General features: G+C 34.2%; 26 protein-coding genes and 1 tRNA gene. 20 read left to right on the forward strand and 7 right to left on the reverse strand.

Going from position 1 to position 24,703, the window contains the following annotated elements; translation table 11 throughout:
- Window positions 1–3: 3 nt before the first annotated feature.
- From J3D55_RS10240 to J3D55_RS10260, 5 genes are all read left to right on the forward strand, one after another.
- Window positions 4–513 carry a methylated-DNA--[protein]-cysteine S-methyltransferase gene (locus J3D55_RS10240; protein WP_259130830.1) on the forward strand — a complete coding sequence of 170 codons (510 nt, stop codon included), beginning with the start codon at window positions 4–6 and terminating at the stop codon, window positions 511–513.
- Window positions 514–541: 28 nt separating this feature from the next.
- The gene (locus tag J3D55_RS10245; protein WP_259130832.1) at window positions 542–1,147 is read left to right on the forward strand and encodes a DUF2911 domain-containing protein; all 606 of its coding nucleotides are present in this window, start codon (window positions 542–544) and stop codon (window positions 1,145–1,147) included.
- A gap of 3 nt (window positions 1,148–1,150) precedes the next feature.
- Window positions 1,151–1,687: a GNAT family N-acetyltransferase gene (locus J3D55_RS10250; protein WP_259130834.1), complete on the forward strand. Its 537-nt coding sequence runs from the start codon at window positions 1,151–1,153 to the stop codon at window positions 1,685–1,687.
- 106 nt (window positions 1,688–1,793) lie between these two features.
- Window positions 1,794–2,162 (forward strand): cupin domain-containing protein, encoded by a 369-nt coding sequence (locus J3D55_RS10255; protein ID WP_259130835.1) that lies wholly within the window; start codon window positions 1,794–1,796, stop codon window positions 2,160–2,162.
- A gap of 2 nt (window positions 2,163–2,164) precedes the next feature.
- Window positions 2,165–2,395 carry a hypothetical protein gene (locus J3D55_RS10260; RefSeq protein ID WP_259130836.1) on the forward strand — a complete coding sequence of 77 codons (231 nt, stop codon included), beginning with the start codon at window positions 2,165–2,167 and terminating at the stop codon, window positions 2,393–2,395.
- Window positions 2,396–2,446: 51 nt separating this feature from the next.
- On the opposite strand, the gene J3D55_RS10265 is transcribed toward J3D55_RS10260, so the two are convergent.
- Both J3D55_RS10265 and J3D55_RS10270 read right to left on the reverse strand, forming a co-directional pair.
- A complete protein-coding gene (locus tag J3D55_RS10265) occupies window positions 2,447–3,190 on the reverse strand; it encodes a dienelactone hydrolase family protein (RefSeq protein WP_259130838.1) in 744 nt (247 codons plus the stop codon).
- Window positions 3,191–3,372: 182 nt separating this feature from the next.
- The gene (locus J3D55_RS10270; protein WP_259130840.1) at window positions 3,373–3,801 is read right to left on the reverse strand and encodes a type I restriction enzyme HsdR N-terminal domain-containing protein; all 429 of its coding nucleotides are present in this window, start codon (window positions 3,799–3,801) and stop codon (window positions 3,373–3,375) included.
- A gap of 7 nt (window positions 3,802–3,808) precedes the next feature.
- Here J3D55_RS10270 and holA point away from each other — a divergent pair, with 7 nt between their 5' ends.
- From holA to J3D55_RS10285, 3 genes are all read left to right on the forward strand, one after another.
- Window positions 3,809–4,846: a DNA polymerase III subunit delta gene (gene holA, locus J3D55_RS10275; RefSeq protein ID WP_259130841.1), complete on the forward strand. Its 1,038-nt coding sequence runs from the start codon at window positions 3,809–3,811 to the stop codon at window positions 4,844–4,846.
- 185 nt (window positions 4,847–5,031) lie between these two features.
- Window positions 5,032–5,973: a thioredoxin-disulfide reductase gene (gene trxB, locus J3D55_RS10280; RefSeq protein ID WP_259130842.1), complete on the forward strand. Its 942-nt coding sequence runs from the start codon at window positions 5,032–5,034 to the stop codon at window positions 5,971–5,973.
- A 217-nt stretch (window positions 5,974–6,190) separates the two neighbouring features.
- Window positions 6,191–6,275 (forward strand) — tRNA-Ser (locus J3D55_RS10285).
- Between the two features lie 617 nt (window positions 6,276–6,892).
- On the opposite strand, the gene J3D55_RS10290 is transcribed toward J3D55_RS10285, so the two are convergent.
- Complete coding sequence (locus J3D55_RS10290; protein WP_259130844.1) at window positions 6,893–7,552, reverse strand: 3-keto-disaccharide hydrolase; 660 nt, start codon at window positions 7,550–7,552, stop codon at window positions 6,893–6,895.
- Window positions 7,553–7,964: 412 nt separating this feature from the next.
- On the opposite strand from J3D55_RS10290, the gene J3D55_RS10295 reads away from it, so the two are divergent.
- The 8 genes from J3D55_RS10295 (at window position 7,965) to J3D55_RS10330 (ending at window position 14,818) form a co-directional block, all read left to right on the forward strand.
- Complete coding sequence (locus J3D55_RS10295) at window positions 7,965–8,393, forward strand: YybH family protein (protein WP_259130845.1); 429 nt, start codon at window positions 7,965–7,967, stop codon at window positions 8,391–8,393.
- A 14-nt stretch (window positions 8,394–8,407) separates the two neighbouring features.
- Window positions 8,408–9,100, forward strand: a complete 693-nt coding sequence (locus J3D55_RS10300) for an alcohol dehydrogenase catalytic domain-containing protein (protein WP_259130847.1) — start codon at window positions 8,408–8,410, stop codon at window positions 9,098–9,100.
- A complete protein-coding gene (locus J3D55_RS10305) occupies window positions 9,081–9,374 on the forward strand; it encodes a zinc-binding dehydrogenase (RefSeq protein WP_259130849.1) in 294 nt (97 codons plus the stop codon). Before J3D55_RS10300 ends, J3D55_RS10305 begins: the two co-directional genes overlap by 20 nt.
- 18 nt (window positions 9,375–9,392) lie before the next feature.
- Window positions 9,393–10,376 carry an L-histidine N(alpha)-methyltransferase gene (locus J3D55_RS10310; RefSeq protein WP_259130851.1) on the forward strand — a complete coding sequence of 328 codons (984 nt, stop codon included), beginning with the start codon at window positions 9,393–9,395 and terminating at the stop codon, window positions 10,374–10,376.
- A gap of 17 nt (window positions 10,377–10,393) precedes the next feature.
- On the forward strand, window positions 10,394–11,587 hold the full coding sequence (gene egtB / locus J3D55_RS10315; protein WP_259130852.1) for an ergothioneine biosynthesis protein EgtB: 1,194 nt from the start codon (window positions 10,394–10,396) through the stop codon (window positions 11,585–11,587).
- A 5-nt stretch (window positions 11,588–11,592) separates the two neighbouring features.
- Window positions 11,593–12,501, forward strand: a complete 909-nt coding sequence (locus J3D55_RS10320) for an ABC transporter ATP-binding protein (RefSeq protein WP_259130854.1) — start codon at window positions 11,593–11,595, stop codon at window positions 12,499–12,501.
- Window positions 12,498–14,063, forward strand: a complete 1,566-nt coding sequence (locus J3D55_RS10325) for an ABC transporter permease/substrate-binding protein (protein WP_259130855.1) — start codon at window positions 12,498–12,500, stop codon at window positions 14,061–14,063. Before J3D55_RS10320 ends, J3D55_RS10325 begins: the two co-directional genes overlap by 4 nt.
- 77 nt (window positions 14,064–14,140) lie before the next feature.
- Complete coding sequence (locus J3D55_RS10330) at window positions 14,141–14,818, forward strand: Crp/Fnr family transcriptional regulator (RefSeq protein WP_259130857.1); 678 nt, start codon at window positions 14,141–14,143, stop codon at window positions 14,816–14,818.
- An 82-nt stretch (window positions 14,819–14,900) separates the two neighbouring features.
- Here the strand turns inward: J3D55_RS10330 and J3D55_RS10335 are convergent, their stop codons facing one another.
- The 3 genes from J3D55_RS10335 to J3D55_RS10345 form a co-directional block, all read right to left on the reverse strand.
- Entirely contained in the window at window positions 14,901–17,180 is a 2,280-nt protein-coding gene (locus J3D55_RS10335) for a glycoside hydrolase family 95 protein (protein ID WP_259130859.1), read from the reverse strand.
- Entirely contained in the window at window positions 17,143–17,367 is a 225-nt protein-coding gene (locus tag J3D55_RS22705) for a glycoside hydrolase N-terminal domain-containing protein (RefSeq protein WP_259130861.1), read from the reverse strand. The genes J3D55_RS10335 and J3D55_RS22705 overlap by 38 nt, the downstream gene beginning before the upstream one ends.
- A 1,283-nt stretch (window positions 17,368–18,650) precedes the next feature.
- Window positions 18,651–19,349, reverse strand: coding sequence for a MurR/RpiR family transcriptional regulator (locus J3D55_RS10345; protein WP_259130862.1), 699 nt, complete (start codon window positions 19,347–19,349; stop codon window positions 18,651–18,653).
- A 343-nt stretch (window positions 19,350–19,692) separates the two neighbouring features.
- Here J3D55_RS10345 and J3D55_RS10350 point away from each other — a divergent pair, with 343 nt between their 5' ends.
- Together J3D55_RS10350 and J3D55_RS10355 are read left to right on the forward strand one after the other, a co-directional pair.
- Window positions 19,693–19,884 carry a hypothetical protein gene (locus J3D55_RS10350; RefSeq protein WP_259130864.1) on the forward strand — a complete coding sequence of 64 codons (192 nt, stop codon included), beginning with the start codon at window positions 19,693–19,695 and terminating at the stop codon, window positions 19,882–19,884.
- 431 nt (window positions 19,885–20,315) lie between these two features.
- Window positions 20,316–21,422 carry a putative porin gene (locus tag J3D55_RS10355; RefSeq protein ID WP_259130865.1) on the forward strand — a complete coding sequence of 369 codons (1,107 nt, stop codon included), beginning with the start codon at window positions 20,316–20,318 and terminating at the stop codon, window positions 21,420–21,422.
- 149 nt (window positions 21,423–21,571) lie between these two features.
- Here the strand turns inward: J3D55_RS10355 and J3D55_RS10360 are convergent, their stop codons facing one another.
- On the reverse strand, window positions 21,572–22,468 hold the full coding sequence (locus tag J3D55_RS10360; protein ID WP_259130867.1) for a helix-turn-helix domain-containing protein: 897 nt from the start codon (window positions 22,466–22,468) through the stop codon (window positions 21,572–21,574).
- A gap of 193 nt (window positions 22,469–22,661) precedes the next feature.
- Between J3D55_RS10360 and J3D55_RS10365 the strand changes: the two genes are divergently transcribed.
- Window positions 22,662–23,513 carry an aldo/keto reductase gene (locus tag J3D55_RS10365; protein ID WP_259130868.1) on the forward strand — a complete coding sequence of 284 codons (852 nt, stop codon included), beginning with the start codon at window positions 22,662–22,664 and terminating at the stop codon, window positions 23,511–23,513.
- A 27-nt stretch (window positions 23,514–23,540) separates the two neighbouring features.
- Window positions 23,541–24,683, forward strand: coding sequence for an aldo/keto reductase (locus tag J3D55_RS10370; protein ID WP_259130870.1), 1,143 nt, complete (start codon window positions 23,541–23,543; stop codon window positions 24,681–24,683).
- The last annotated feature ends 20 nt before the right edge of the window (window positions 24,684–24,703 follow it).

Genomic DNA, 24,703 nt, shown 5'->3' on the forward strand with positions numbered 1-24,703 from the left:
AAAATGCAAATACACCAAAAAACCATACAAACGCCACTCGGAGAAATGATTGCGTGTGCAAAAGACGAAGGAATTTGTCTTTTAGAATTCACCGACAGAAAAAATATTGAAAAACAATTAAAATCTTTATCTAAAAGTTTAGATGGAGAGATTATTGAAAAAGATCATTTTCATTTTAAACAATTAGAGCAGGAATTAAAAGAATATTTCGAAGGGAAAAGAGAAATATTTGAAGTTCCGTTATTTGTGAAGGGAACAGAATTTCAGGAAAAGGTTTGGCAGCTTTTAAGAGAAATTCCGATGGGCGAGATCAGAACTTACAAACAACAGTCAGAATTTTTAGGAAATCCGAAAGCAATTCGTGCCGTCGGAACAGCCAATGGAGTCAATAAAATAGCGATTTTAATTCCGTGTCATCGCGTTATCGGATCGAATGGCGAGTTGGTAGGTTATGCAGGCGGAATCTGGAGAAAACAAAAATTATTGGAATTGGAGAAGGCTATTCTGTTTTGATTTTGTAATTTTAGGCAAAATTTTACACGTGAAAAAGTTATTATTTGCAGTTTGCATATCAGCTTCAGTTTTCAGTTTTGCTCAGGATTATTCTGTACCGGCAGCAAGCCCGCGTCAGAAAGTAGAGCAGCAGTTTTCAATGTCTAAAATCTCTGTCGACTACGGAAGACCGGGAGTAAAAGGGCGTAAAATCTTCGGAGAATTAGTGCCTTACGGACAAGTTTGGAGAGCGGGAGCAAATTCATCTACAAAAATTACTTTCGGACAATCTGTAAACTTTGGAGGAAAAGTAGTTCCTGCAGGAACTTACGGACTGTTCATCGTACCAACAGAAAAAGAATGGAAAGTGATCTTAAACAAAGATTTCCAGCAGTGGGGAGCTTATACATATGATGCTAAGCAAGATGTGGTAGACGTTATGGTTCCTGTTAACAAATTGACAGATAAGCAAGAGTGGTTTGAGATTACACTAAACCCAACAGGAGAAAATAGTGGGAACTTGGTAATTAAGTGGGACATGGCTCAAGCTGAGGTCGCTTTAAAACCTTCAAGTCCGGATGCTGTCACTAAGATTGCAGATAAATTAAAAGAGATCAAAAAAATAGAATCTGACGCAGCAAAAACAAAAGGCTAAGAAATGAACTTTTCTATTCAGACTATTTTAGAAAATCAAGAATATCAATTAATCCCCTTACAACAAGGGGATTTTGAGGTTTTATACCAAGTGGCATCCGATCCTAAAGTTTGGGAACAACATCCTAACAAAGATCGTTATCAAAGAGAAGTTTTTGAAAACTTTTTCAAAGGCGCGATAGAAAGTAAAGGGGCTTTCAAGATTGTAGAAAAATTGACTGGAGATGTTTTGGGAAGTACCCGTTTTTACGATTTTGATAAAACTAAAAACAGTATTTTCATCGGATATACTTTTTACGGAACAAAATCTTGGGGAAAAGGGATTAATCCTCAGATTAAGAAAATAATGCTCGACTATATTTTCCAGTTTGTAGATACAGTGCATTTTCATATTGGAAAAGAGAATTTTCGTTCACAAATTGCATTGGAAAGATTGGGCGGACAAAAAGTTGCCGAAGAAGAAGTTGCTTATTTCGGAGAACCAACGAGAACCAATTTTGTGTACGAAATCACAAAAGAAAATCATTTTAAAGTTGATTAAACTAAAATAAATTTCTCACAGATTGTGCTAATTGAGCAGATTTGAATTGCTGAAACTTATCAACGTAATCCGCTAAATCAGCGAGAGATTTAAACAAAAAATTATCATGAAAAAATATAAAATCCAAAAATCACCATTTGTAGTTCCTACAACAGACGGAAAATTAATTGAAGAACATTGGGGAAATTCTACGGATAACTCTAATATTTCCATTGCGCATATGGTGGCACCTCCGGATTGGAGCGAGCCGCATCAGACTCCTGAATTTGATGAATTTACATTAATAATTTCAGGAAAAAAGCAATTTGAAATCGACGGAGAAATAGTTACTTTAGAAAAAGGACAAAGTATTTTGATCGAAAAAGGCGCGCGAGTTCGTTACAGCAATCCATTCTCAGAACCTTGTGAATATGTTGCGATTTGTCTGCCTGCATTTTCGATGGATTTGGTGAATAGGGAAGAAGAAATAATTTAAATATGGCATTACAAATTTGTCCAAAGTGTAAAGAAAACTCTTTTACTTGGTTTATCAACGGAAAAACACATTTAACGAGTTGGAGTTGTTTTAATTGCGATTATGAAGCGAAGGAAACTGAAAACGATCAGTATATTTGTGAAAATTGTGAAGAGCACACAAAAAGGAAGTTGAAAGATAAAGAAACAGAATACTGGTGGTGTTCTCATTGTAATAAAATCAGTGATTTATAATTAAAAACAACCTCAGTGATTGAGGTTGTTTTTAATTTTATTGTAGTTTAATTACTTCAAGATTTCCTTCAAAAACATAAGTGTATGATTCCAGGCTCTTTTTGACATCACTTCATTATAATCCGGCGATTTTGGATCGGTAAAAGTATGTTTTGCATTGGCATACGTAATAATCTGCCAATCTGCTTTACCTTCATTCATCTCTTTAATTAAGTTATTATAATCTTCCGGAGTTACGCCTTTATCTTCCGCTGGATTTTCAACTAAGATTTTAGTCGATATCGGATTGTTTTTTCTGGTTTGATCTTTTCCTATACCCCCATGAATCGAAACTGCGCCTACAACAGGTAGATTTCCTCTTACGGTTTCCAACGCTCCGGTTCCTCCGAAACAATATCCGATCACGGCAATTTTATTCGAAATCGCTCCGCTTTTCTTCAACTGTTCCAACGCCAGCGAAATTCTTTTCTGGTAAGCCTCATAATTTTTCTTGTAATATCCCGCCGTTTTCCCTGCAGATTCTGCATCGGTCGGAATATTTCCTTCACCATAAATATCGGCAACAAAAGCAATATAACCCTGTTTTTCAAGTTCGGCGGCGGCTGTTTTTGCTTCATCATCAATTCCTTTCCAGGCTGGTAAAATCAAAACTCCCGGAAGTTTTTTTCCGGCATTCGATGTTACCAAACCATTCAGTTTTTGCGAACCGTCCTGATAAGAAACTGTTTTTAAATTCTGACTGAAAATTGTTCCTGAAGTCATTAGAATTGTTGATAATAAGATTGAACGTATCATATATTTTGTAATTTAATCAAATCTATCTTAACACAAATGGCACTAATAATTTCACTAATATCACGATTAAAAATTTGTGTATTTTGTGAAAAGATTTGTGTGATTAGTGTTTTTGAATAAAAATCCTCCTCTAAATTAATGAAAATAACTTAGAATCAGGATTAATAGAATGTTATAAAATCTTAAGGTTTGTAAAATTGATACTGTTCGTTTTCGTAATACGCATTAATATGCTGCAAACCATTCGTTAAAATGATCTCTTTTGCTCCGATTACGGAGTTGTATCTTGCGGTTTGTTCGAACGTTTTTTCGGATAATTTAATTTGCGGAGCTTTGCATTCAATCAAAATAATAGGTTCTGTTTTTTCTGTAATTAAAAGGTCGATTCTCTTCGTTAAACCGTTTAAAACAATCTTTTTTTCTGTAATTAAAGCAGATGTAGAGTAGGACTTCACGGTGAGATAATAGTGAATCCAATGTTGGCGCACCCATTCTTCAGGGGTGAGCAAAAGGTAAGTTTTACGAACTAAATCATAAATAAAAAACTTATCTTTGTCTCTCTTGAATTTAAAATCAAAAGTTTCCTGAAAATTCAGTTTTGGAAGTTCCATTTATAAGATGAAAGAATTAGATTTAATCCTCAAAAATATTAAAAATAAAGAAGTTTTACCGATTTATTTTTTCCACGGAGAAGAACCTTACTTTATTGATCTTGCTGTAAAAGCTCTTGAACACGACTTTTTGACTGAAGACGAAAAAGCGTTCAATCAAACTGTTGTTTACGGAAAAGATACCACGTATCAGGAAATTCTTTCGTTGGCGAGACAGTTTCCGATGATGGGTGATAAGCAGGTTCTTATTGTAAAGGAAGCGCAGGATTTGAAATTAACTGAAAGCGAAAGCAAAGCTTTAGAAACATATGTTGAAAATCCCGTTCCATCAACAGTTTTGGTTTTCGCACACAAACACAAGAAATTAGACAGCCGTAAAAAGGTTACGAAATCTTTAGATAAATTAAATGCATTGTTTTTAAGTGAATCGATTAGGGAAAATAACCTTCCGAAGTGGATCGCCGATGAATGCATTTCATTAAATATAAAAACCGCCCCGAATATTTCTCATTTATTAGCAGAATACCTTGGAAACGACCTTTCCAGAATTGCGAATGAACTGAATAAATTAAAAATCATTCTTAAACCCGGTGAACTTCTGGACGGTACAATCATTGAAAACCACATCGGAATTAGCAAAGAATACAACGTTTTCGAACTTCAAAAAGCGTTAGGAACAAAAAATGCAGATGCTGCGTTTAAAATTGCTCATTTTATGGGTAAAAATCCTAAAAATAATCCTTTCGTGATGATGTTGTCGAGTTTGTATAACTATTTTTCTAATGTTATCATTTATAATACGATGATCGGTCAGTCGCCGCAAGTTATCGCTTCGCAAATGGGCGTAAATCCTTATTTTATAAAAGATTACGCAGAATCGGCAAGGCTTTATCCTTTGAAACATGCTACAAGAGTGATCTCAATTCTGAGAGAATTCGACATGAAAGGAAAAGGGTTGGGAGCAGTCAATATGAGTGAAGCGGAACTAATTAAAGAGTTGGTTTACAAGATTATCAATGTCGATAAGATTAAAATGAAAGTATGATTTAGTTGATTGTTTTTGGTTGTTAGTTGATGGTAATGCAATCTATCAACCAAAAACAATCAACAATCAACCATCGACTATTTACATCTTAGATATTGACAAGTATCATTAAAATAACTTTAATTACATATTAAAAATTCCGAAATTAGCAGTCGGAAATTTTTAAATCTTTTGAAAAGCAAATTATGGAGCAAAACATTTTAGATTGTGTGATCGTTGGATCTGGACCTTCTGGTTTCACAGCGGCAATTTATGCAGCAAGAGCAGACTTAAAACCAGAATTATATACAGGTTTGGAGCCGGGTGGGCAATTAACTACAACCACTGAAGTTGATAACTTCCCAGGATATCCGGCAGGAATTACAGGTCCTGAAATGATGATGGATTTGCAAAAACAAGCAGAAAGATTCGAGACAAAAGTGCATTACGAAATGATCACAAAAGTTGAATTTTCTAAAGAAGTTGGAGGTATTCACAAATTATACGCTGGAAATAAAGAGATTTTCGCTAAAACAGTGATTATTTCTACCGGTGCTACTGCAAAATATCTGGGTCTTGATGACGAGAAAAAATATAATGGAGGAGGAGTTTCTGCATGTGCGACTTGCGACGGATTTTTCTACAGAGGAAAAGATGTTGTGGTAGTTGGAGCAGGTGATACTGCGGCAGAAGAAGCAACTTATCTTGCAAAATTAGTAAATAAAGTGACGATGTTGGTGAGAAAAGGGGAGTTCAGAGCGTCAAAAGCAATGATTCACAGAGTTCAGAATACACCAAATATTGAAGTGAAATTTCACCATGAATTAATCGGAATTGAAGGTGAAAACAGCTTGGTAGAAAGAGCGGTTACGATTAACAACCAGACTCAGGAAAAATCTACAGTTGACGTACACGGAATTTTTATTGCTATTGGTCACAAACCGAATACAGATATTTTCGTTGGTCAGATCGATTTAGACGAAAACGGATATATCGAAACTGAAAAAGGTTCTTCAAGAACAAATCTTCCGGGAGTTTTTGCTGCAGGAGATGTTCAGGATCATATCTACAGACAGGCGATTACGGCTGCAGGAAGCGGTTGTATGGCAGCAATGGATGCTGAAAAGTATTTGGCAGAATTACATTAATTTTATTTAATTCAAAATATCAGACGCATCTTTCGGGGTGCGTTTTTTGTTTTTTATTTAAACTTTTTGTAGCATTCATCAAGGTTTTGAAAAATAAATAAACTGATTTTTAGCTTCTTATTAAGTTTTGTTAAAATTTGTATTAAAAATATTTTGTCAGAATTGAAAAACATTATATATTTGCACCACTGAAAACAACGATACCATCGGAGTTTTTGGAGAGATGGCAGAGTGGTCGATTGCGATAGTCTTGAAAACTATTGACTGTAACAGGTCCGGGGGTTCGAATCCCTCTCTCTCCGCTGGTTGAAAAACTAAAATAAGCTAAAACGCTGTAAACATCAATGTTTACAGCGTTTTTTGTTTTACACTGGAGTCAAAAAAAATCAAAACAGGTCACGATTTATATGACCTTTAGTGATCCATCGTGAAAATTGGAAAATGGGTCATGAGAAATTCAGTAAAACCTCTTTACAACCAAATTTTGTAACGATGATTACATCTTTTCTGTAAGGTTGTAATGCTTCTCAAGTACAAAATTCCTGCTTATGGTTCTATTAAAAGTAGTCAGATTGGTCATAGTTGTAGTCTAATTGTACGCGTGACGGGTGGGGTTGTCAGCGGTTGGATGTCTGACGTTTTTTTGAGATTTGATTAAAAAATGGGTATATTAAGAATAATGCTTTTTAGATGGTTACATACTTATAAATACCAAAAGAAGATTCTTCATTGTCTTTCATGAAAATTATAATCCTTCTTAATGATAGAGAAGAATTTTAGGAATATAAACTATTTGATACAGCAAAGTTGGAGATCAAAGGGTTGAAACTTGTATCCGAATCGAGACTATTTGAAGGTGTATTGAGGATTGGTTTCCTTTAGCCAAAAAATAATTTATTTCAACAGGTAGGAAATCTGTTTACTCTGTTGGTATCTGTTTTACTTGAATGTTCCTGAAATCAATAGCAGAACCTTCATAATTTAATGAAATCCTGCCTTCTACAGAAGATGCTTCCACACATTCGTTCACTAGTTTTTCATTCAAAAATTGGGTAATTTTTCCATTAACCGATTTGATCTTGATAGAGTTCCATTCGCCATAAGGCTTTTCATTTTCTGAGAATTTTGGAGAAGTAACACTTGCGCCTGGCTCAACCAGTTTTCCATTTACTTTTGCAGTAATCTGATCCATAAAGATGAAATCCCCTGTCGTATTTTCTTTGATTTGAAACTGAATTCCTTTAGGCCAGATCTTATCAGGTGAATCTGTAGGAATATTATACATGACGCCGCTGTTTTTCTTCCCTTTGCCTTTGTTATATTTCTCATCCATATTCCATCTGTATTCCAGAGAAAGTTCAAAATTCGTATAACTTTTTTTAGACATCAGATATCCGATATTTTCGCCATGCATTTTGATGATTCCATCAGAGAACTCATACACTTTTGAAGGTTCCTGTTTTTCAGAACTTGTTTTTATATAAGCATACCAATCATTCTCAGAACAGATTTTTTGCTGAACACCACATGAATTTAAAATAAAAAGAAAGACAAATAAAAAAATATTTTTTTTAAGCATAAACGAAAATTTAAAAGAACTTTATCAAAAGTTAAAAATAATACCGTAAAAGTAATTATTACATTTTGTATTTGAAGAAAAAAGAAGATAGGATGAGGCAAAATTTGCATTGGTATGCGGAAAGTCGTCCCATTAGCTGTTAACGTAAGTATAAAAATATTCAATCATTGTCGGGTATTTTACTTTGCTGAATTATTTGCCTGTTCCAGCTATTATTCCTAAAGATTTTAGAGGTTTGTAGATATCAATCCTATTTTTTTAAGCTAATAATATTAAATATTTACTGGAATTAAAGTATATCTATTTAACCTGTTATTTTCTTAAACTAGTTCAAGTATATTTCTTGTATTTGTTTATTGAGTTTATGGCTTACTTATAATCAATTTTGCATAGAGTATTTAAATACTTACGAATGAATGCAAACGAATTAATTTTAAATTTAGAAGTCATGAGCAATAACAAGAATTTAGTAGCAGAAGTTGTTGAAAATTATGCAGCTGCGATCAATGCAGGAGAGATTGATAAAATACGATCTTATTATTCAGAAAAAGGAATATTTATGCCTGAAGGTGTAAAAACATTGAAAAAGAATCAGATTGGAAATAAAAAGTTGCCGTTTTTTAAAGAAACAGATTTTAAAATTCAGTACAATGATATTAAAATTAAAGTGGATGACAACTATGCTTTTGTAGAAGCTGTTGCTCAAATTTCGGAAAATGATGTAACGGGATCTTCAAAGGTAGAAAAGAACAGTAGAGATTTTTTTGTTTTTCAAAAAGAAGGGACTGAATGGAAAATTCTTACCTATATTTTTAATAATTTTCAAGATTCTAAAGTTTAAACACCGATTTTATTATGAAAGCAGTAGTTTTATACGAAGCAGGTAGCCCAGAGCATTTGTGTTTGGAAGAAAGAGAAATGCCTTCTCCTGAGGAAAATCAAGTACTCATCAAGGTGAAAGCTTTTGGATTGAACAGATCTGAAATAATGACCAGAAAAGGCTTGTCTCCCGATGTTCATTTTCCCAGAGTATTGGGAATTGAATGTGTTGGAGAGATTATTGAAGATCCTTCGGGAGAATTTAAGAAAGGGCAGAAAGTTGCAGCTTTTATGGGCGGAATGGGACGTGATTTTGATGGCAGTTACGCAGAATATGCTGTTCTTCCAAAGTCTATTATTTCAACTTTTGAAAGCAATCTTCCGTGGGAAATTCTTGGTGCTTTACCGGAAATGTTTCAAACGGTTTTTGGTTCGTTGCATTTAGCTTTAAAAATTAAGAAAGAAGAAACTCTGCTCATTCGCGGCGGAACTTCTTCGATAGGTCTTTTGGCAGCTCAGTTGGCAAAATCAGAAGGTGTAAAAGTGGTTTCAACAACCAGAAATATCAATAAAAAAGAACTTTTGCTTGAGAACGGAGTAGATTTGGTTGTAATTGATGACGGAAATATTTCTCAGCAAATCGAGGATCAACAGATTAAAATAGATAAAGTTCTTGAGCTTGTAGGAAACTTCTACATTGAAGGACTCTTTGGCAACAATCTCAGCTGACGGAATTGTCTGCATGACGGGTATGCTTTCTGAACAATGGTCTATCAAAGATTTTGCGCCGATGGATTATATTCCTGCAGGTGCTTATCTTACGGTTTATGACAGTGGAGCGATGCGTGTCGATAGTCGATATTTTCAGGAATTTATAGATAAAGTTGAAAAAAAAGAAATCAATCCAAAGATCAAACGTATCTTCAAATTAGATGAAATTGTCGCAGCGCATCAGATGATGGAGAGCAATGAAGGTGGCGGCAAGATAGTTGTATTGACTTAATCCGAAAATTAATATCTCATGAATTTACAATTAGTTTCAAATCACAAGATAGAAAATTCACAGACCGATAATTTCCATTCGGATATTGTGGAGGGGTTAAAAAGTACTCCGAAAAAACTACACTCAAAATATTTTTATGACAAGGCAGGTGACAGACTTTTCCAGCAGATTATGGCAATGCCCGAATATTATTTGACCAATTGCGAGCTGGATATCTTTAAAAATAAAACGCAGGAAATAACTGATGCAATTACATTTGATGATTCGCCGTTTGATTTGATAGAATTGGGCGCTGGTGATGCAATGAAATCATCATTTTTGCTAAAAAATCTTACTGATAATCAAATTGATTTTACCTATATGCCAATCGATATTTCGGGTAATATCTTGTCTGTTCTTAATGAAAAACTGAACAACGAAATTCCCGAACTTGAAATTGTATCTTTAGAGGGTGAATATTTTGATATGCTCGACAAAGCAACTTCAATTTCTAACAGAAGAAAAGTAGTTCTTTTTTTAGGCGGAAATATTGGGAATATGGATATGGAAGAATCCTATCATTTCTGCAATGAACTCAGAAGAAAACTCAATCGGGGAGATATTCTTCTCGTCGGTTTTGATTTAAAAAAGAATCCACATACGATATTAAATGCCTATAATGATGCTGCAGGAATCACTTCATCATTCAATTTAAATCTTTTAGTAAGAATGAATCGCGAACTGGAAGCTGATTTTGATGTTTTGAATTATCAGCATTATCAGACTTACGATCCTGTTTCAGGTGCTTGTAAAAGTTATTTGATAAGTCTCGCAGAGCAAAATGTACACATCGGCAATGAAGTTTTCCACTTTGAAGAAAATGAAGTGATTGATATGGAGATCTCCCAAAAATTTTCAAAAAAAAATATTAGAAATATGGCCAATAATTCAGGATTTCATATTTTAAACGAAATTTCAGATTCCAAAAATTGGTTTGTAGACTCTATTTGGCAAGTTGTCTAATTTTAAAATTAATTCAAATGAAAACAAATTCAACTATTATTACTGATAAAATTCATCACAAAAATTGGGCAAAACGCTACTCGCAAATTCGTCAGCATTCCGTTGATATTTGTGAACCTTTGGAAATTGAGGATTACGTTGTACAGCCAATCGTAGATGTAAGTCCGCCGAAATGGCATTTGGGACATACGACGTGGTTTTTTGAAACTTTTATTCTCATTCCAAATATTCCGGATTATCAAGTTTTTGATGCACAGTATAATTTTGTGTTCAACAGTTATTACGAAACGGTAGGAATGAGAGTAATCCGTACTGACAGAGGAAATCTGAGTCGTCCGTCAGTTTCGGATATTTACAAATACAGAAAATATGTTGATGAAAAAATGCAGGATTTTCTTCAAAGTGATTTGATGAATGAAAGTATTGAATCTTTATTGGAATTAGGTCTTAATCACGAACAGCAGCATCAGGAATTATTGATAACCGATATTAAATATATTTTAGGTCACAATCCGCTTTTTCCTGTTTATAAAAAAGAAATTACCCAACAAAATGAGATTGAAAGTCATTCAGAAATGATTCAATTTAATGAAGGAATTTATGAAATTGGTTTTGAAGGCGAAGGTTTTTGTTTTGATAACGAATTGGGAAGACATAAAGTGTATTTAAATGATTTCGAAATTTCAAATCAATTGGTTACCAACGGAGAATATTTGGAATTTATGAAAGCTGAAGGCTATTCAGATTTCAGACATTGGCACGCCGAAGGTTGGGATTGGGTAAAACAGAATCAGGCAAAATCTCCATTATATTGGCATTTTATCGATGGAAAATGGATGAATTATACGCTAAATGGGTTACAGGAAATCAATCGTAACGAACCGCTTTGTCACATCAATTTCTTCGAAGCTTCCGCTTTTGCATCGTGGAAAGAAATGCGTTTGCCAACCGAAGCAGAATGGGAAGTTGCATCTAATCATTTCGATTGGGGAAAACGCTGGGAATGGACGAACTCTGCGTATTTGCCATATCCCGGATTTAAAAAAGAAGCCGGCGCAGTTGGTGAATATAACGGGAAATTTATGGTCAATCAGACCGTTCTTCGTGGTGCTTCAGAAGCAACGCCTGTCAGTCACAGCAGAAATACGTATCGTAATTTTTTCCCGACCAACTTACAATGGCAATTCACAGGAATCCGTTTGGCTAAATAATTTCTATGATAAAAGTTGAATCGGTTTCAAAACATTTTGGCGGAAGACCCGCAGTTGATGATATTTCCTTTCAGGCAAATGATAAGGAAATTTTGGTGCTTTTGGGAACCAGCGGTTGCGGAAAAACGACAACCCTGAAAATGATTAACCGACTGATAGAAGCTGATTCCGGAAATATACTGATCGACGGGAAAAATATCCGTGACCAGAAAGTAGAAAACCTAAGAATGGGAATTGGTTTCGTAATGCAGAATTCCGGATTGTTTCCACATTATACAATTAAAGAAAACATAGCAACTGTTCCAAAACTGCTGAAATGGGATAAAAAGAAAACCGAAAACCGAACTGAAGAACTGTTAAGCAAGCTCAATCTTTCAACAGATATTCTTTCCCGTTTTCCCAATGAATTAAGCGGCGGTCAACAGCAAAGGGTAGGAATTGCAAGAGCGTTGATCGCAAATTCTCCGATTTTGTTGATGGATGAGCCTTTTGGCGCTTTGGATAATATCACCAAAGCCGATATTCATTCAGAATTCAAATCTCTGGAGGAATTAAAAAATAAAACGATCATTCTGGTCACACACGATGTACAAGAAGCTTTTGAATTGGGACACAGAATCTGTTTGATGGATAAAGGAAAAATTATCCAAACCGGAACGCCAAAGGAAATGCTTTATCAGCCGAAAAATGATTTTGTTAAAGAGTTTTTTGCTGCAAACCGATTGTTGCTGGAATATAAAGTCACTATTTTAAAAGATCTTTCCCCGTTTCTTTCTGATGTTGAAATTGATTTTCCTGAAGATTCTACTGTTTGGAATATCTTACAAAAGTTAAGTTCAGACCAGCAAAATACAGCTCATTACGAGAAGATAACGAAGGCATTTAACGATTACCGAAAATTACAGATCGTATGACACAGCAAAGTCTTTGGCAGTTTGTTTCAGAACAGCACGAAAAATTATTAACCCAGATTACCCAGCATTTGGGACTAACGTTTTTGTCATTACTATTAGCGATTATCGTCGGTTTACCGTTGGGAATTCTCATCGCCAGAAAAAGAAAATTATCCGGTTCTGTCTTGGGTGTTGCGGGAATTTTACAGACCATTCCGAGTATTGCATTGTTAGGTTTTATGATTCCTGCTTTTGGAATTGGGGCAACTCCGGCAATTGTAGCCTTATTAATCTACGCTTTGTTACCTATTATCAGAAACACTTATACAGGAATTACAGGCGTAAATCCCGCTGTAATAGAAGCTGCAAAAGCAATGGGAATGAACAGGAAACAGTTGCTTTTCAAAGTAGAGCTTCCGTTGGCGATGCCTGTTATTATGGCTGGAATCAGAACTGCAGCGGTTATTAATGTTGGTGTTGCAACACTGGCTTCATTTGTTGCAGCCGGAGGTTTGGGCGAATTTATTTTTGGCGGAATCTCGTTAAATAATACCAATATGATTCTGGCTGGAGCAATTCCAGCGGCTTTATTAGCTGTTTTGCTGGATAAATTAATAGCCGTTTTGCAAAAAATTAAATATAAGAATTTCCGGAAATTAGAGTACATTATTCCTGTAATATTTGTGATTGTTGGGGCAGGTTATTGGTTCACTTCTAAATCTGAAAATAAATTAAAAGCAGGTTTCACTCCTGAATTTATGGGACGACAGGATGGCGATCTTGGGTTGCGATCTGTTTATGGTTTGAATGTGAATCCAAAGGTTGTCAATGACGCGATTATGTACAAAGCGGCTTATGAAAACGAATTGGATCTGATTAGCGGATATTCTACAGACGGCAGAATTAAAGCGTTTGATTTATACGTTTTGGAAGATGACAAAAAAATATTTCCCCCGTATTTTGCAGCACCGATTATTAAAACAAAAACGTTACAGAAATTTCCTGAACTTGAAAAAACACTTGATTTGTTGGCAGGGAAATTCAATGATTCAATAATGACAGATCTTAATTATAAATCTGATTATCTCAACCAAACGCCTGCAAAAATTGCAAAAGATTTTTTAATTAAAACTCAATTATACAAACATCCACGAAACGGAAATTCAGGAACGGTGCGCATTGGTTCAAAGATTTTCGGAGAACAATATATTCTGACAGAGATTTATAAAATGTTGATTGAAGGCTACACCAATTACAAAGTGGACACAAAAACGGGACTTGGTGGAACAAAAATTTGCTTTGATGCGTTGATGAATGATGCCATCGATTTTTACCCTGAATATACAGGAACCGGACTTTTGGTTTTATTAAAAGTTGACGAAAAAACACTTTCAACCGTCTCCAAAAGCGCAGAAAGCACTTACGATTATGTTAATTCGGAATTCCAGAAACAATACGGAATTCGTTGGTTGAAACCTCTTGGATTCAATAATTCTTATGCGTTGATGATGCGCAGGAAACAGTCGGAACAACTTAAAATTAAAACAATTTCTGATCTTAAAAAATACTTGGACGGAAAATAAAGAAACGAATAAATTATTGATGTTTTTAAACAAAATTAAGGCTATAACTTAAACAGGTTGATGGGAATTGCTAAGGTTTGAAGGAACTTTTTGTACCGAAAAACAATTTAAAGCAATATATTTACCTTTCTAAAAATCTAAATATTCTGGAACAACAACAAAACATAGAAGATCCCTTTGACAAGCTGATTCGAAGTTTTAATAATTCTTTTCCCTTAAATGAAAAAGAAGAGGAAGAAGTGAAAAGGCTTTTTAAAAAGAGGGTTGTGAAAAGGAGAGGCTTTCTTTTGCAGGAAGGTGAAGTTTGTAAGCAGGTCTCTTTTGTGGTGTCCGGATGTTTCAAAATGTATGCGGTAGATACCAACTTTAAAGAACATAATTTGCAGTTTGCTATTGAAAATGAATGGATTTCCGACATTCAAAGTTTTTATGATGAGAAGCCAAGCAAATTATATATTGAAGCCGTTGAAGCTTCAGTCGTTCTCCAAATCAACCACGAAGATTTGCTTTATTTGTATATCAATTATCATAAATTTGACCGCAATTTCAGGATTATCAACGAACGAAAATTTATCAACTTTCAGGACAGAATTTTACAAAGTATCAGTTTTACGGCCGAAGAAAGGTATCTCAATTTTCAACGAGATTTCCCTGAATTAATTAAAAGACTGCCAAACACACAAATCGCTTCTTATTTGGGAATCACACCAGAGTTTCTGAGTAAAGTGAGAAAAAACATCGTCACGAAAAAATAGCCTGATCACAAATATTCATTTATAAAAAAATAATCTGATATAAAAAAGATCGGGCTCTGTATGTTTTGCCTAATAAGTTACATTATTTCACCTCAAAAACATACGTTTTATTTTTCTCCGTATCAAAATCAAAAACCTGAGTTTCAGGGACAGGAAAGCCTTTTAATTCAGCCTTATCCGAAATCAAAGGTGTTTTAATAGTATTTACTTGATAATATTCATTGGGATTTTCTCCTGTTGAATTTTTTAATTGAGTCTTAGATTTCAGATTACTATTTTTCGCAATTCTTATTCTGCAATTTCCTCCTAAAGTAGAGGTAATGGTCAGTTTTGTTAATTGAGAATTTTTCCATTCGATATCAATTTCAAAACCACCTCTGGCTTTTAAACCTTTAATTGAGCCATTTGGAAGAGCGTCCGGAAGCGCTGGTAAAATGTAAATATAGCCGTCATAACTTTGCAACAACATCTCCGCAATTCCTGAAGTACAGCCAAAATTTCCATCGATTTGAAAAGGCGGATGCGCATCCAAAAGATTCGGATAAGTTCCTCCGGATTGTCCTTTTGTTTCCATCGGAGCAGGAGTTAATTGGTCTGAAATTAATTTAAAAGCGCGGTTTCCATCCAATAATCTTGCCCACCAATTTACTTTCCAGCCCATCGACCAGCCTGTTGATTTATCGCCTCTGTAAGTCATGGAATTTTTTGCAGCTTCTGTAAGGTCGGGATTTCTGAAAGGAGAAATTTGCCCGGAAGGAAACAATCCGTACAAATGCGAAATATGCCTGTGTTTATCATCGGTTTTGTCCATATCTTTCAGCCATTCCTGTAATTGAGCGTGTTGCCCGATTTGCATTGGCGGAAGTTTATTTAAAGCTGATTTTACTTCATCCGAAAGATTTTTATCTTCATTAAGAACCTTTGAAGCATTAACAAAATTATTAAAAACATCAAAAACCAACTGATTATCCATCGTTGTTCCCGCAGTGATTCCGACACTTTTCATGTAAGTATTTTCTGGCGACATGGAAGGTGAAACCACCAGATATTTTTTTGAAGGATCTTGCTGAAGAACATCCAGATAAAACAAAGCAGAACCTTTCAGCGCGGGATAATATTTCTTCAAAAATTCTTTGTCTCCGGTGTATAAATAATGATTCCAAAGATGCTGTGTAAGCCACGCTCCGCCCATCGGCCACATTCCGTAGAAACCACCATCCACAATTCCGGTGATTCTCCACAAATCTGTGTTATGATGCATATTCCAGCCTCTTGCGTGGTACATTTCTTTGGCAGATTCTTGTCCGGTGATCGATAAATCCTGAATCATATCAAACAGCGGTTCATGCATTTCGCTCAGATTCGTGTTTTCGGCGGGCCAGTAATTCATTTCTGTATTGATATTGACTGTATATTTGCTGTCCCACGCAGGATTGAGCTGATAATTCCAGATTCCCTGTAAATTAGCAGGTTGAGTTCCCTGTTGCGATGAGGAAATCAGAAGATAACGACCAAACTGGAAATACAAAGTAATCAGATCCGGATCTTTTGAAGTCGCAAATTCTTTTATTCTGACGTCGGTTGTTTTCTTCGCCTGCTCGGTTGTTCCTAAATCAAGACTTACACGCGTGAAATATCTCTGATATTTTTGAATGTGAGCTTTTAATTCAGCATCATATTTTTTGTTTAAAGCTGATTGTAAATATTCCGAAACTCTCGCATCTGGATTTCCCGAAATATCATTATACTTTTTGAAATTAGTCGCAATTGAGACATAAATAATCACTTCATCCGCTCCTGAAATATTAAGTTGATCTTGAGATGAGGTTAATTTTCCACCTTTTAAAACTGGAAAAGCCACCGTTTTGAAATTGATTTTCCCAATTTGATTATCAACCGAACCGCTTGTTCCATTAATTACCAGTTGATTATTCTCAGTGAAAATTGATTTTTTCAAATGTGGAGTAGAAGCATTGATGGAAAAATTCAAGCTTCCTTTTTTGCTTGAAGATAATTTAATCATAATCACATTATCCACAAAAGAAGAGAAAATTTCGCGCTTGAAAATGACTCCGTTTAGTTCATAAGAAACAGTGCTTACTGCTTTTTCAATATCTAAAGTTCGAGTGTAATTTTTAAAATTCTCATGACCTTTAAAATCCAAAAATAAATCGCCCATGGTTTGATAAGGCATCCCGTAATTCAGATCTTTCGGTGCGGCTCGCGGATAAGTTGTATTGGAAAGTTTTTGAGCTTCTTCAAATTTACTTTCATTCAATAATTTTCTTATTTTCTGAATGCTGTCAAACGTGTTTTTCGGCACATTATTTCCCGGTTTCTCCCGCCCAGATTGTTTCTTCATTCAGCTGAAGATGTTCCTGAGAAGCTCCGCCAAAAACCATAGCTCCCAATCTTCCGTTTCCGATGGGTAAAGCTTCGTTCCAGTTTTCTGCGGGCTTATTGTACCTTAGTTTTAAGTTTTGTTGGGCGTAAATGAAAATGGAAGCCAATGTTCCGACAATGGAAAGCGCAATTTTATTTTGAATCATTTATTAATATTTTTATGATTTACGAAAAAAAATATTTATCGATCAATCATTCATAAAGATGTACCTGTTTATGTACTAAACTAATGATTTTATATTAATTCATGACGTATTTTCTAGAGTATGATAAGCCTGTTTTTATAAACAAATAAATAACTGAAAATTAGCACATTGTTTTTGGCTTTTTCCTGTATAAGTATTGTTGATTATATGATTTCTAAGAATATTTAAGAATGTAAAGTATCCAAAATATAGACTTAAAAACTTGCTTACTCGTTCGATTGCATAAATAGGGAATTTTTCTATATCCGGTCTGCATCAATATGACAACTCCATTCAAGTTTTTTTGCTCCTTTCCAGATTGCCTATATCCTCCTTCATTCCTTTAACAGGGAAATCGTTCCTGAGGAGCTTCAAGTTCTTGCAGACAAACAATGTTGGGTTTTATTTTGTAAATTAAGAGTTTGTTTAAATTTAATTCAAACATTTCAAAAAGCAGTACTCATTTTTAACGCAAAGATTTAATTCAATCGTACTTATGATGAAGTGAGCAAAGATGAATCAACAAGTTGATTTGATGAAGCGTTGTTTTCACGCTTCGCGAAGCAAATTTTATTTGCCTTTGCCTTCTAAAAATAATACGGAATGTAAATATAATCTTTGCGTTAAAAAGAATAGCGTATTCTGTTTGAAAAGATCTTAAGTCTCTCAATACAAAGTTTTCAGTTTCAAAAAATATAAAAACCATATTTCAAATAAGGTTACAAAAATTTGTAATATAAAATTTAAACAGGCTCTAAATAGTCTAATAAATCTCAAAATAGTAATATATCAGAATTAATGCTTATCGTTTTCCATAATTTTTTAGAAAAGCTTAAAAATATTTAGAATAATGTGTCTCAAAAAATAAAACTTAAAAGCTCTTGAAAAAATTACCGTTTTTCTTTTTTAAGGAACGGTTTTTGTAATTTTTTTTGCTGAATATTTCTTAACCATCACATCTCAAAAATGATGAAAAATTATCTTTTACCCGCAGTGGTACTGCTTTTTTTCAGTTGTAAGGAAAATAAGAATAAATCCGGAGGGGCAGAACAAAGTGCCGAAGCAATTCTCTTCATTTGCCATTTTATTTTGTTAGATTTAGATGTTTTTTGGATAAAAGTCTGAATTATTATCAAAGAAATTTTATATAAAGACTCATCTTTAATTCTGATTTAAAAAGATGTAAGTCGCATATTATTAAGTTGTTAAATTTAATTCTTTGGTTTTTTAAGATTGTTGTTTTTTTAAGAATGAGATTCCAGCTTTTTGATTACTTCTTCAATAAAAGTGAAAAATGTAGTACGCGTTTTTTCGTGGGGAAGCAGATTCGGGTTTTGTAAATAATTAGTCAAAATAATTACAAAATCATATATTTCCATACAATCAGCAGACCCTTCTTCTAATAGGAAGACCGCTTTTCCGTTTTTTGAAATAATATTTTCATAAAGCGTTTTGAATGATTTACATTTCCCTGTGACAGAGAAAATAATAACCAGATTGTTTTTCTTTAGCAGATTGTTGATCGACGCCTCATTGGGAACAGCCCATACAGGAATGTCTAAAATACTCCTTAATTTATATTCAAAATACTGTCCTACAATAAATGAAGATCCATAACCAAATAGAATTATTTTGTCAAATTTTTGAAAATAATTAATAAAATGATCAACAACTTCCGGATTAAAATGATCTAGAAACTTTTTTAAACGTTCACTTTCATCAGGAATAACCGAAAAAGATTTTCCGCTTATAAGTGTTGAGTATTCTTTATAGCTTTTAAAACCCAATTTCTGTACAAATTTTGATATCTTGGAAGGTGAACAACTGCATGTTGTAGCAGCTTCTGTAATAGACAGCGTATTTTTTTCCTTAATCTCTTTTAATAAAATTGAATGTATATTCTTTTCTAATTCATTAAGTAGGTTTTTGTTAATGACGTACATCGGTTGGTAATTTTAAGGTAAAAGTATCATATTTCGTTAAATAAATAATGTTTCTGTTTATATTTTAGAGGGTGTTTCTTTTTCAGTTTTCCATTAATTGGGTGTATTTATTATATTATTTGTATTTTATTTTCCATTGTGAAATGGTGTTTATTTGCTGTAAAAATGCGTTAATATTGGTTAGAATAAGTAATATTTGAATTTTATGATATTGAATGCAATAATTAATTTTTAGTAGATTTAATTATTTTCCATATTTTTTTAATTAATTAAATTTTATGGAAAATAAATTTTTTAAACAGATAATTTTATTTATGTTTGTTAAATACAACGAACACAAATAATGAGTAATAAAGAAAAATTACACGACATTAGAAATAATCAGTCGATAGTAGACGATTTAAGCAAGATGCTGAAAAAGAGCCCAATTAATATGGCTTCTAATGATCTAGACGAAGCATCCACAGACAGGTATAAGAAATGTTCCCGCTCCTTTAGCAATTATTTATCCGGAATCTGCAGAACAGGTGTCTGAAATTCTAAGATATTGTAATGTATATGCTTGAAAAATTAAAAGCAGTTTTCCATCCTAATTGAATTATGAATTCAGGAACCATTTTCCCCCAAGCTGAAGGCGAAAAATTTCAAAAATAATATCAATCTTAAACTGGGCGTATGAAACGATATATTCAATTTTTCCTCATAGTTCTGGCTTTTATCCTCTTATTTATTTAAGAACCAATGATCGATAAGCAAATAATCAATGCTCGTCGGCTTATTGGGTATAAGGATTCTAATATGAAAAAATTGCAAGTGGCTTATTCCGTTACATTCTTCTTTGCCTAAGCATTCATATTCTTTCAAATCATTCAGTTTTTTAATGTTTAATTATTAATCGTAATACAAGAATTTATGTTTCCCATTAATATTCGATTATTCTTATTATTTATTTTAATAGGTAATTTTTTGTACTCCCAAAAGAGTATCAACACAATAGCCGAACCAGATACCATTGTTATAGATTCTGAAAAGCCCAAACTTAACATTCACGGAGCTTTTAGGGTGCATTATAAAAATGAGTTTTACAATGAAACAAGCACCAAACAGGGCGGAAGATTTGGCTTCGACCTGTGTGGTCTGGTTATTAATTCTTCGTATAAAAGGCTTAAACTTTTTGCAGACATGAGATTTATGCCGGCTTCAAGCGGAGGAACTATGCTGAAAGAAGGGTGGGTAAGCTATAATTTTAAAAATGGAGATGACATTCAGGTGGGTTTGGTACAAGATCCTTTTGGTAATTTAGATTATAACTCATACAGTTGGTTTTTGGGAATAGGATATGGGCTCGGTTTTGAAGGAAAATATGGGATGGGAGCCAAATATCATCATAAAAAAAAGAAATGGGATTGGCAGATTGCCTTTATAAAAAGTGGAATGGAAACATTTACAGAAGATCCCGACTTAAGAGACAATCAATGGTCGGCGGGTGTTTTGGGAGATAATAAAGAAATAAATCAACTGTCGGGACAGGTTTTATATAAAATGAAAACAACATCTGCTTCCCATACAATAGGAGTTTCTGCAAAAGCAGGACAGTTATATAATTTTATAGATGACAGAATGGGGGATCAAAATGCTTTTGCGGTGCATTATCATTTAGACTATAAAAGATGGGGAATAAAAGCTGAAGCATACAAGTATCAGTTTAATTCTAAAACAACAAATCCGGAATATGTAGATATAGGTTCTTTTAATTATACTTATCAGGTTGCTTCAAAAGGAAATGTTTACGCATTATCAGCCAGATATAGCATTCCTTTTAAAAATAAAACCATCAACGAAATTGCTTTTTATAGTGAATACGGATTTTTGGATAAAAAACAAGATATAAAACCTTCCCAAATGCTTACGAATGGTATAATGCTAAGAGCGGCAGATAATATATTTATCTATGCAGAATACGTTGCAGGGTATAATCATCCGTTTTTAGGCGGCGATCAGGCTAGTTTATATAATAGTGTTGATAACAAATGGCATGCCCGTTTTCAGTGTAATATTGGATATTATTTTTAATAGAGTTGGGGTTTTCAAGGTCTTTTTAAAGATTAAATAGTCGTGTACATTTAGTAAAATTATACAACAGCTTGTTCCAAAATGTGATATTTTAATAATTAAATTTAACCCTATAATTTATTTTTTGGAAGTTGATCGTACAGTAAATCTTAGTTCAAACTTCTGTATTCATTTGGTGTTACTCCTGTTCTTTGTTTAAACAGTCTGATAAAATGTTGTGGGTATTTGAAACCCAGTTCGTAAGCAATCTGAGCAATAGATTTATCTGCATCAAAAACCCTTTCTTTGGCTACATCAATTATTTTACTCTGAATGTATTCTTGTGCAGTTTTACCGGTTTCTTTTTTAATTAAATCACCGAAATAATTGGCAGATAAATGCAATTCGTCAGCACAATAAGCAACGGAAGGTAAGCCGATAGAATAAGGCTTTTCAGAAGAAAAATAATTATTTAATAAATCCTCAAATTTTTCCAAAATTCCTTTATTTACATTCTCGCGGGTAATAAACTGGCGATCGTAGAAGCGCTCACAGTAATTAAAGAACAATTCGATATTCGAAGCAATGAGTTTTTTACTGTGTTTATCAACTGATTGTTGCAGTTCTGTATCAATGATCGCAAAAAGATCCAGTACCAACTGCTGCTCCTTGGCAGAAAGATGTAAAGCTTCATTCGTATGATAGCTGAAAAAATGATAATCTGAAATGGTTTTAGCCAATGAAGTTCCTTTTATTAAATCAGGATGAAAAACCAATCCGTGTCCCATTGGCTGATAAAGATCTATTTTATTTTCTACATCCAAAACCTGTCCCGGTGAAACGAAGACCAAAGTTCCCTTTTGGTAATCATACGTTGCACGTCCGTATTTTAAATCTCCGCATTTCACATCTTTTAAAAAGATACAGTAAAGGTTAAAGTTCATTTTAGAGCCTGTTCTTTGGTGAGCTTTTGAGAAATCTATGACACTTACCAAAGGATGCAAAGTCTCATGATTATTAAATTTATTATAATCATCAACGGTTTCAAAATTAACTGTTGTACTCATTGCTTTATTCTTTTCTGATACAAATCTAAATATAAAAATCACCTCTTTTATACATTTTGCTCCATAACAGTAATATTGGTTATAAAACCCGTAATCCATCTACCAATAAGGTTATTAATAGATAGGAAATTTGCAGTAACCTATTGATTAACAATTTTGCTTCTTAGTGAAGCTTATTATTAAAATTTATAAAATGAAAAATATTACATTAAATAACGGCGTAGAAATGCCCATTTTAGGATTTGGAGTATTTCAGGTTCCTGATCCTGCAGAATGTGAAAAAGCAGTAATCGAAGCCATCGAAACAGGTTACCGACTAATCGACACCGCAGCTTCTTATATGAACGAAGCAGCCGTAGGAAATGCAATCAAAAAAAGCGGAGTTCCGAGAGAAGAACTATTTATCACCACCAAACTTTGGATTGACGGAACCGGCTACGAGAAAACAAAAGAAGCCTTCCAAAAATCATTAGAATTACTTCAATTGGATTATCTTGATTTATACCTTATTCATCAACCTTACGGAGATGTTTTTGGTTCTTGGAAAGCAATGCAGGAATTGTATCATGAAGGAAAGATAAGAGCAATCGGCGTTTCAAATTTCCATCCCGACAGAATTGCAGATCTAATTGCCAATAGCGGATTTACACCTGCAATCAACCAAATCGAAACCCATCCTTTTCATCAACAGGCAGAAACTCAGAATTTCCTTGAGGAAAATAATGTTCAGATAGAATCTTGGGGACCTTTTGCAGAAGGGAAAAATGATATTTTCAAGAATGAAGTTTTAACCGATATTTCAGCTAAATATAACAAATCGGTTGCGCAGGTTATTCTTCGTTGGCTGACTCAGCGAGGTGTTATTGTAATTCCTAAATCTGTAAAAAAAGAAAGAATGGTCGAGAATTTTGACATTTTCGATTTTGAACTTTCATCAGAAGATATGGAAACCATTAAAACTTTGGATACCAATGCAAGTCTCTTTTTCGACCACAGAGATCCGAAAATGGTGAAATTCCTTAGCGAACGTCCTCTGAACCGATAAAAAATTAATCACCAAAAACAATATTAAATGAATCGCAGAAATCTTTTAAAAACAGGCGGACTTGCCGCAATCGGAAGTGCATTAATCCCATTTTCATCTTTCGGGAAAAATCTTGAAAATAATTTATTTGAAGATAAAAATCCAATCTTACCTTCAGTAAGTCGCAGGAAATTAGGAAAATCATTGGAAGTTTCGGCAATAGGTTTGGGTGTTCAGAATATGAGCAGAACGTATCAGACGACGATTCCGAACCGTAAAGAAATGCACAATATCATTCAAAAAGCTTTTGATAATGGGGTTACTTTATTTGATACTGCGGAAGCTTACGGACCTTTTGAATGCGAGAAAATTTTAGGGGAAGCTACTTCTTCTTTCCGAAATAAAATTGTTATCGAAACCAAATTCGGCTGGAATATCGATCAGCAAACCGGCGCACGTTTACCCGGATTAAACAGCAAACCCGAACACATCAAACTAGTTGTTGAAGGAATGCTGAAAAGACTAAAAACCGACCGTATTGATTTATTGTATCAACATCGTGTAGATCCAGAAGTCCCGATTGAAGATGTTGTTGGCGCTATAAAAGATTTAATAAAAGAAGGAAAAGTTCTTCATTACGGACTTTCCGAGCCGGGCGTGGAAACGGTAAGAAGAGCGCATAAAATTCATCCTGTAACAGCCATTCAGAATGAATATTCATTGTTGTGGCGAGGTCCGGAACAGAAAATCCTTCCGCTTTGCGAAGAACTGGGAATTGGTTTTGTGGCATGGAGCCCTCTTGGAGTGGGTTTTACAACAGGTGCAATAGATGCCAATACAAGATTTGCTCAAGGTGATATTCGTGGTGGAGAAACCCGTTTTTCTCCTGAAAATATCACTAAAAATTTAGCAATGGTGGACATCCTTAAAAAATGGGGTGAAAAGAAAAATGCCACACCGGGGCAGATTTCACTGGCTTGGTTACTTCATCAAAAACCATTTATAGTACCGATTCCGGGGACTACACAAATGGCGCATATGCTGGAAAATGCAGGCGCAGATAATGTGAAATTTACAGCCAATGAATTTCAGGAATTAAGCAAAGAATTGGATGTTATTAAAATCTTGGGAGAAAGACTTCCTGCTTTTGTGCAGCAATTTTCAGATGTGGAAGCACCATTGAAAAAGTAAAGGAAATTAACAAATCAATC

The organism is Chryseobacterium ginsenosidimutans (assembly GCF_024807225.1).
Taxonomy (GTDB): domain Bacteria; phylum Bacteroidota; class Bacteroidia; order Flavobacteriales; family Weeksellaceae; genus Chryseobacterium; species Chryseobacterium ginsenosidimutans.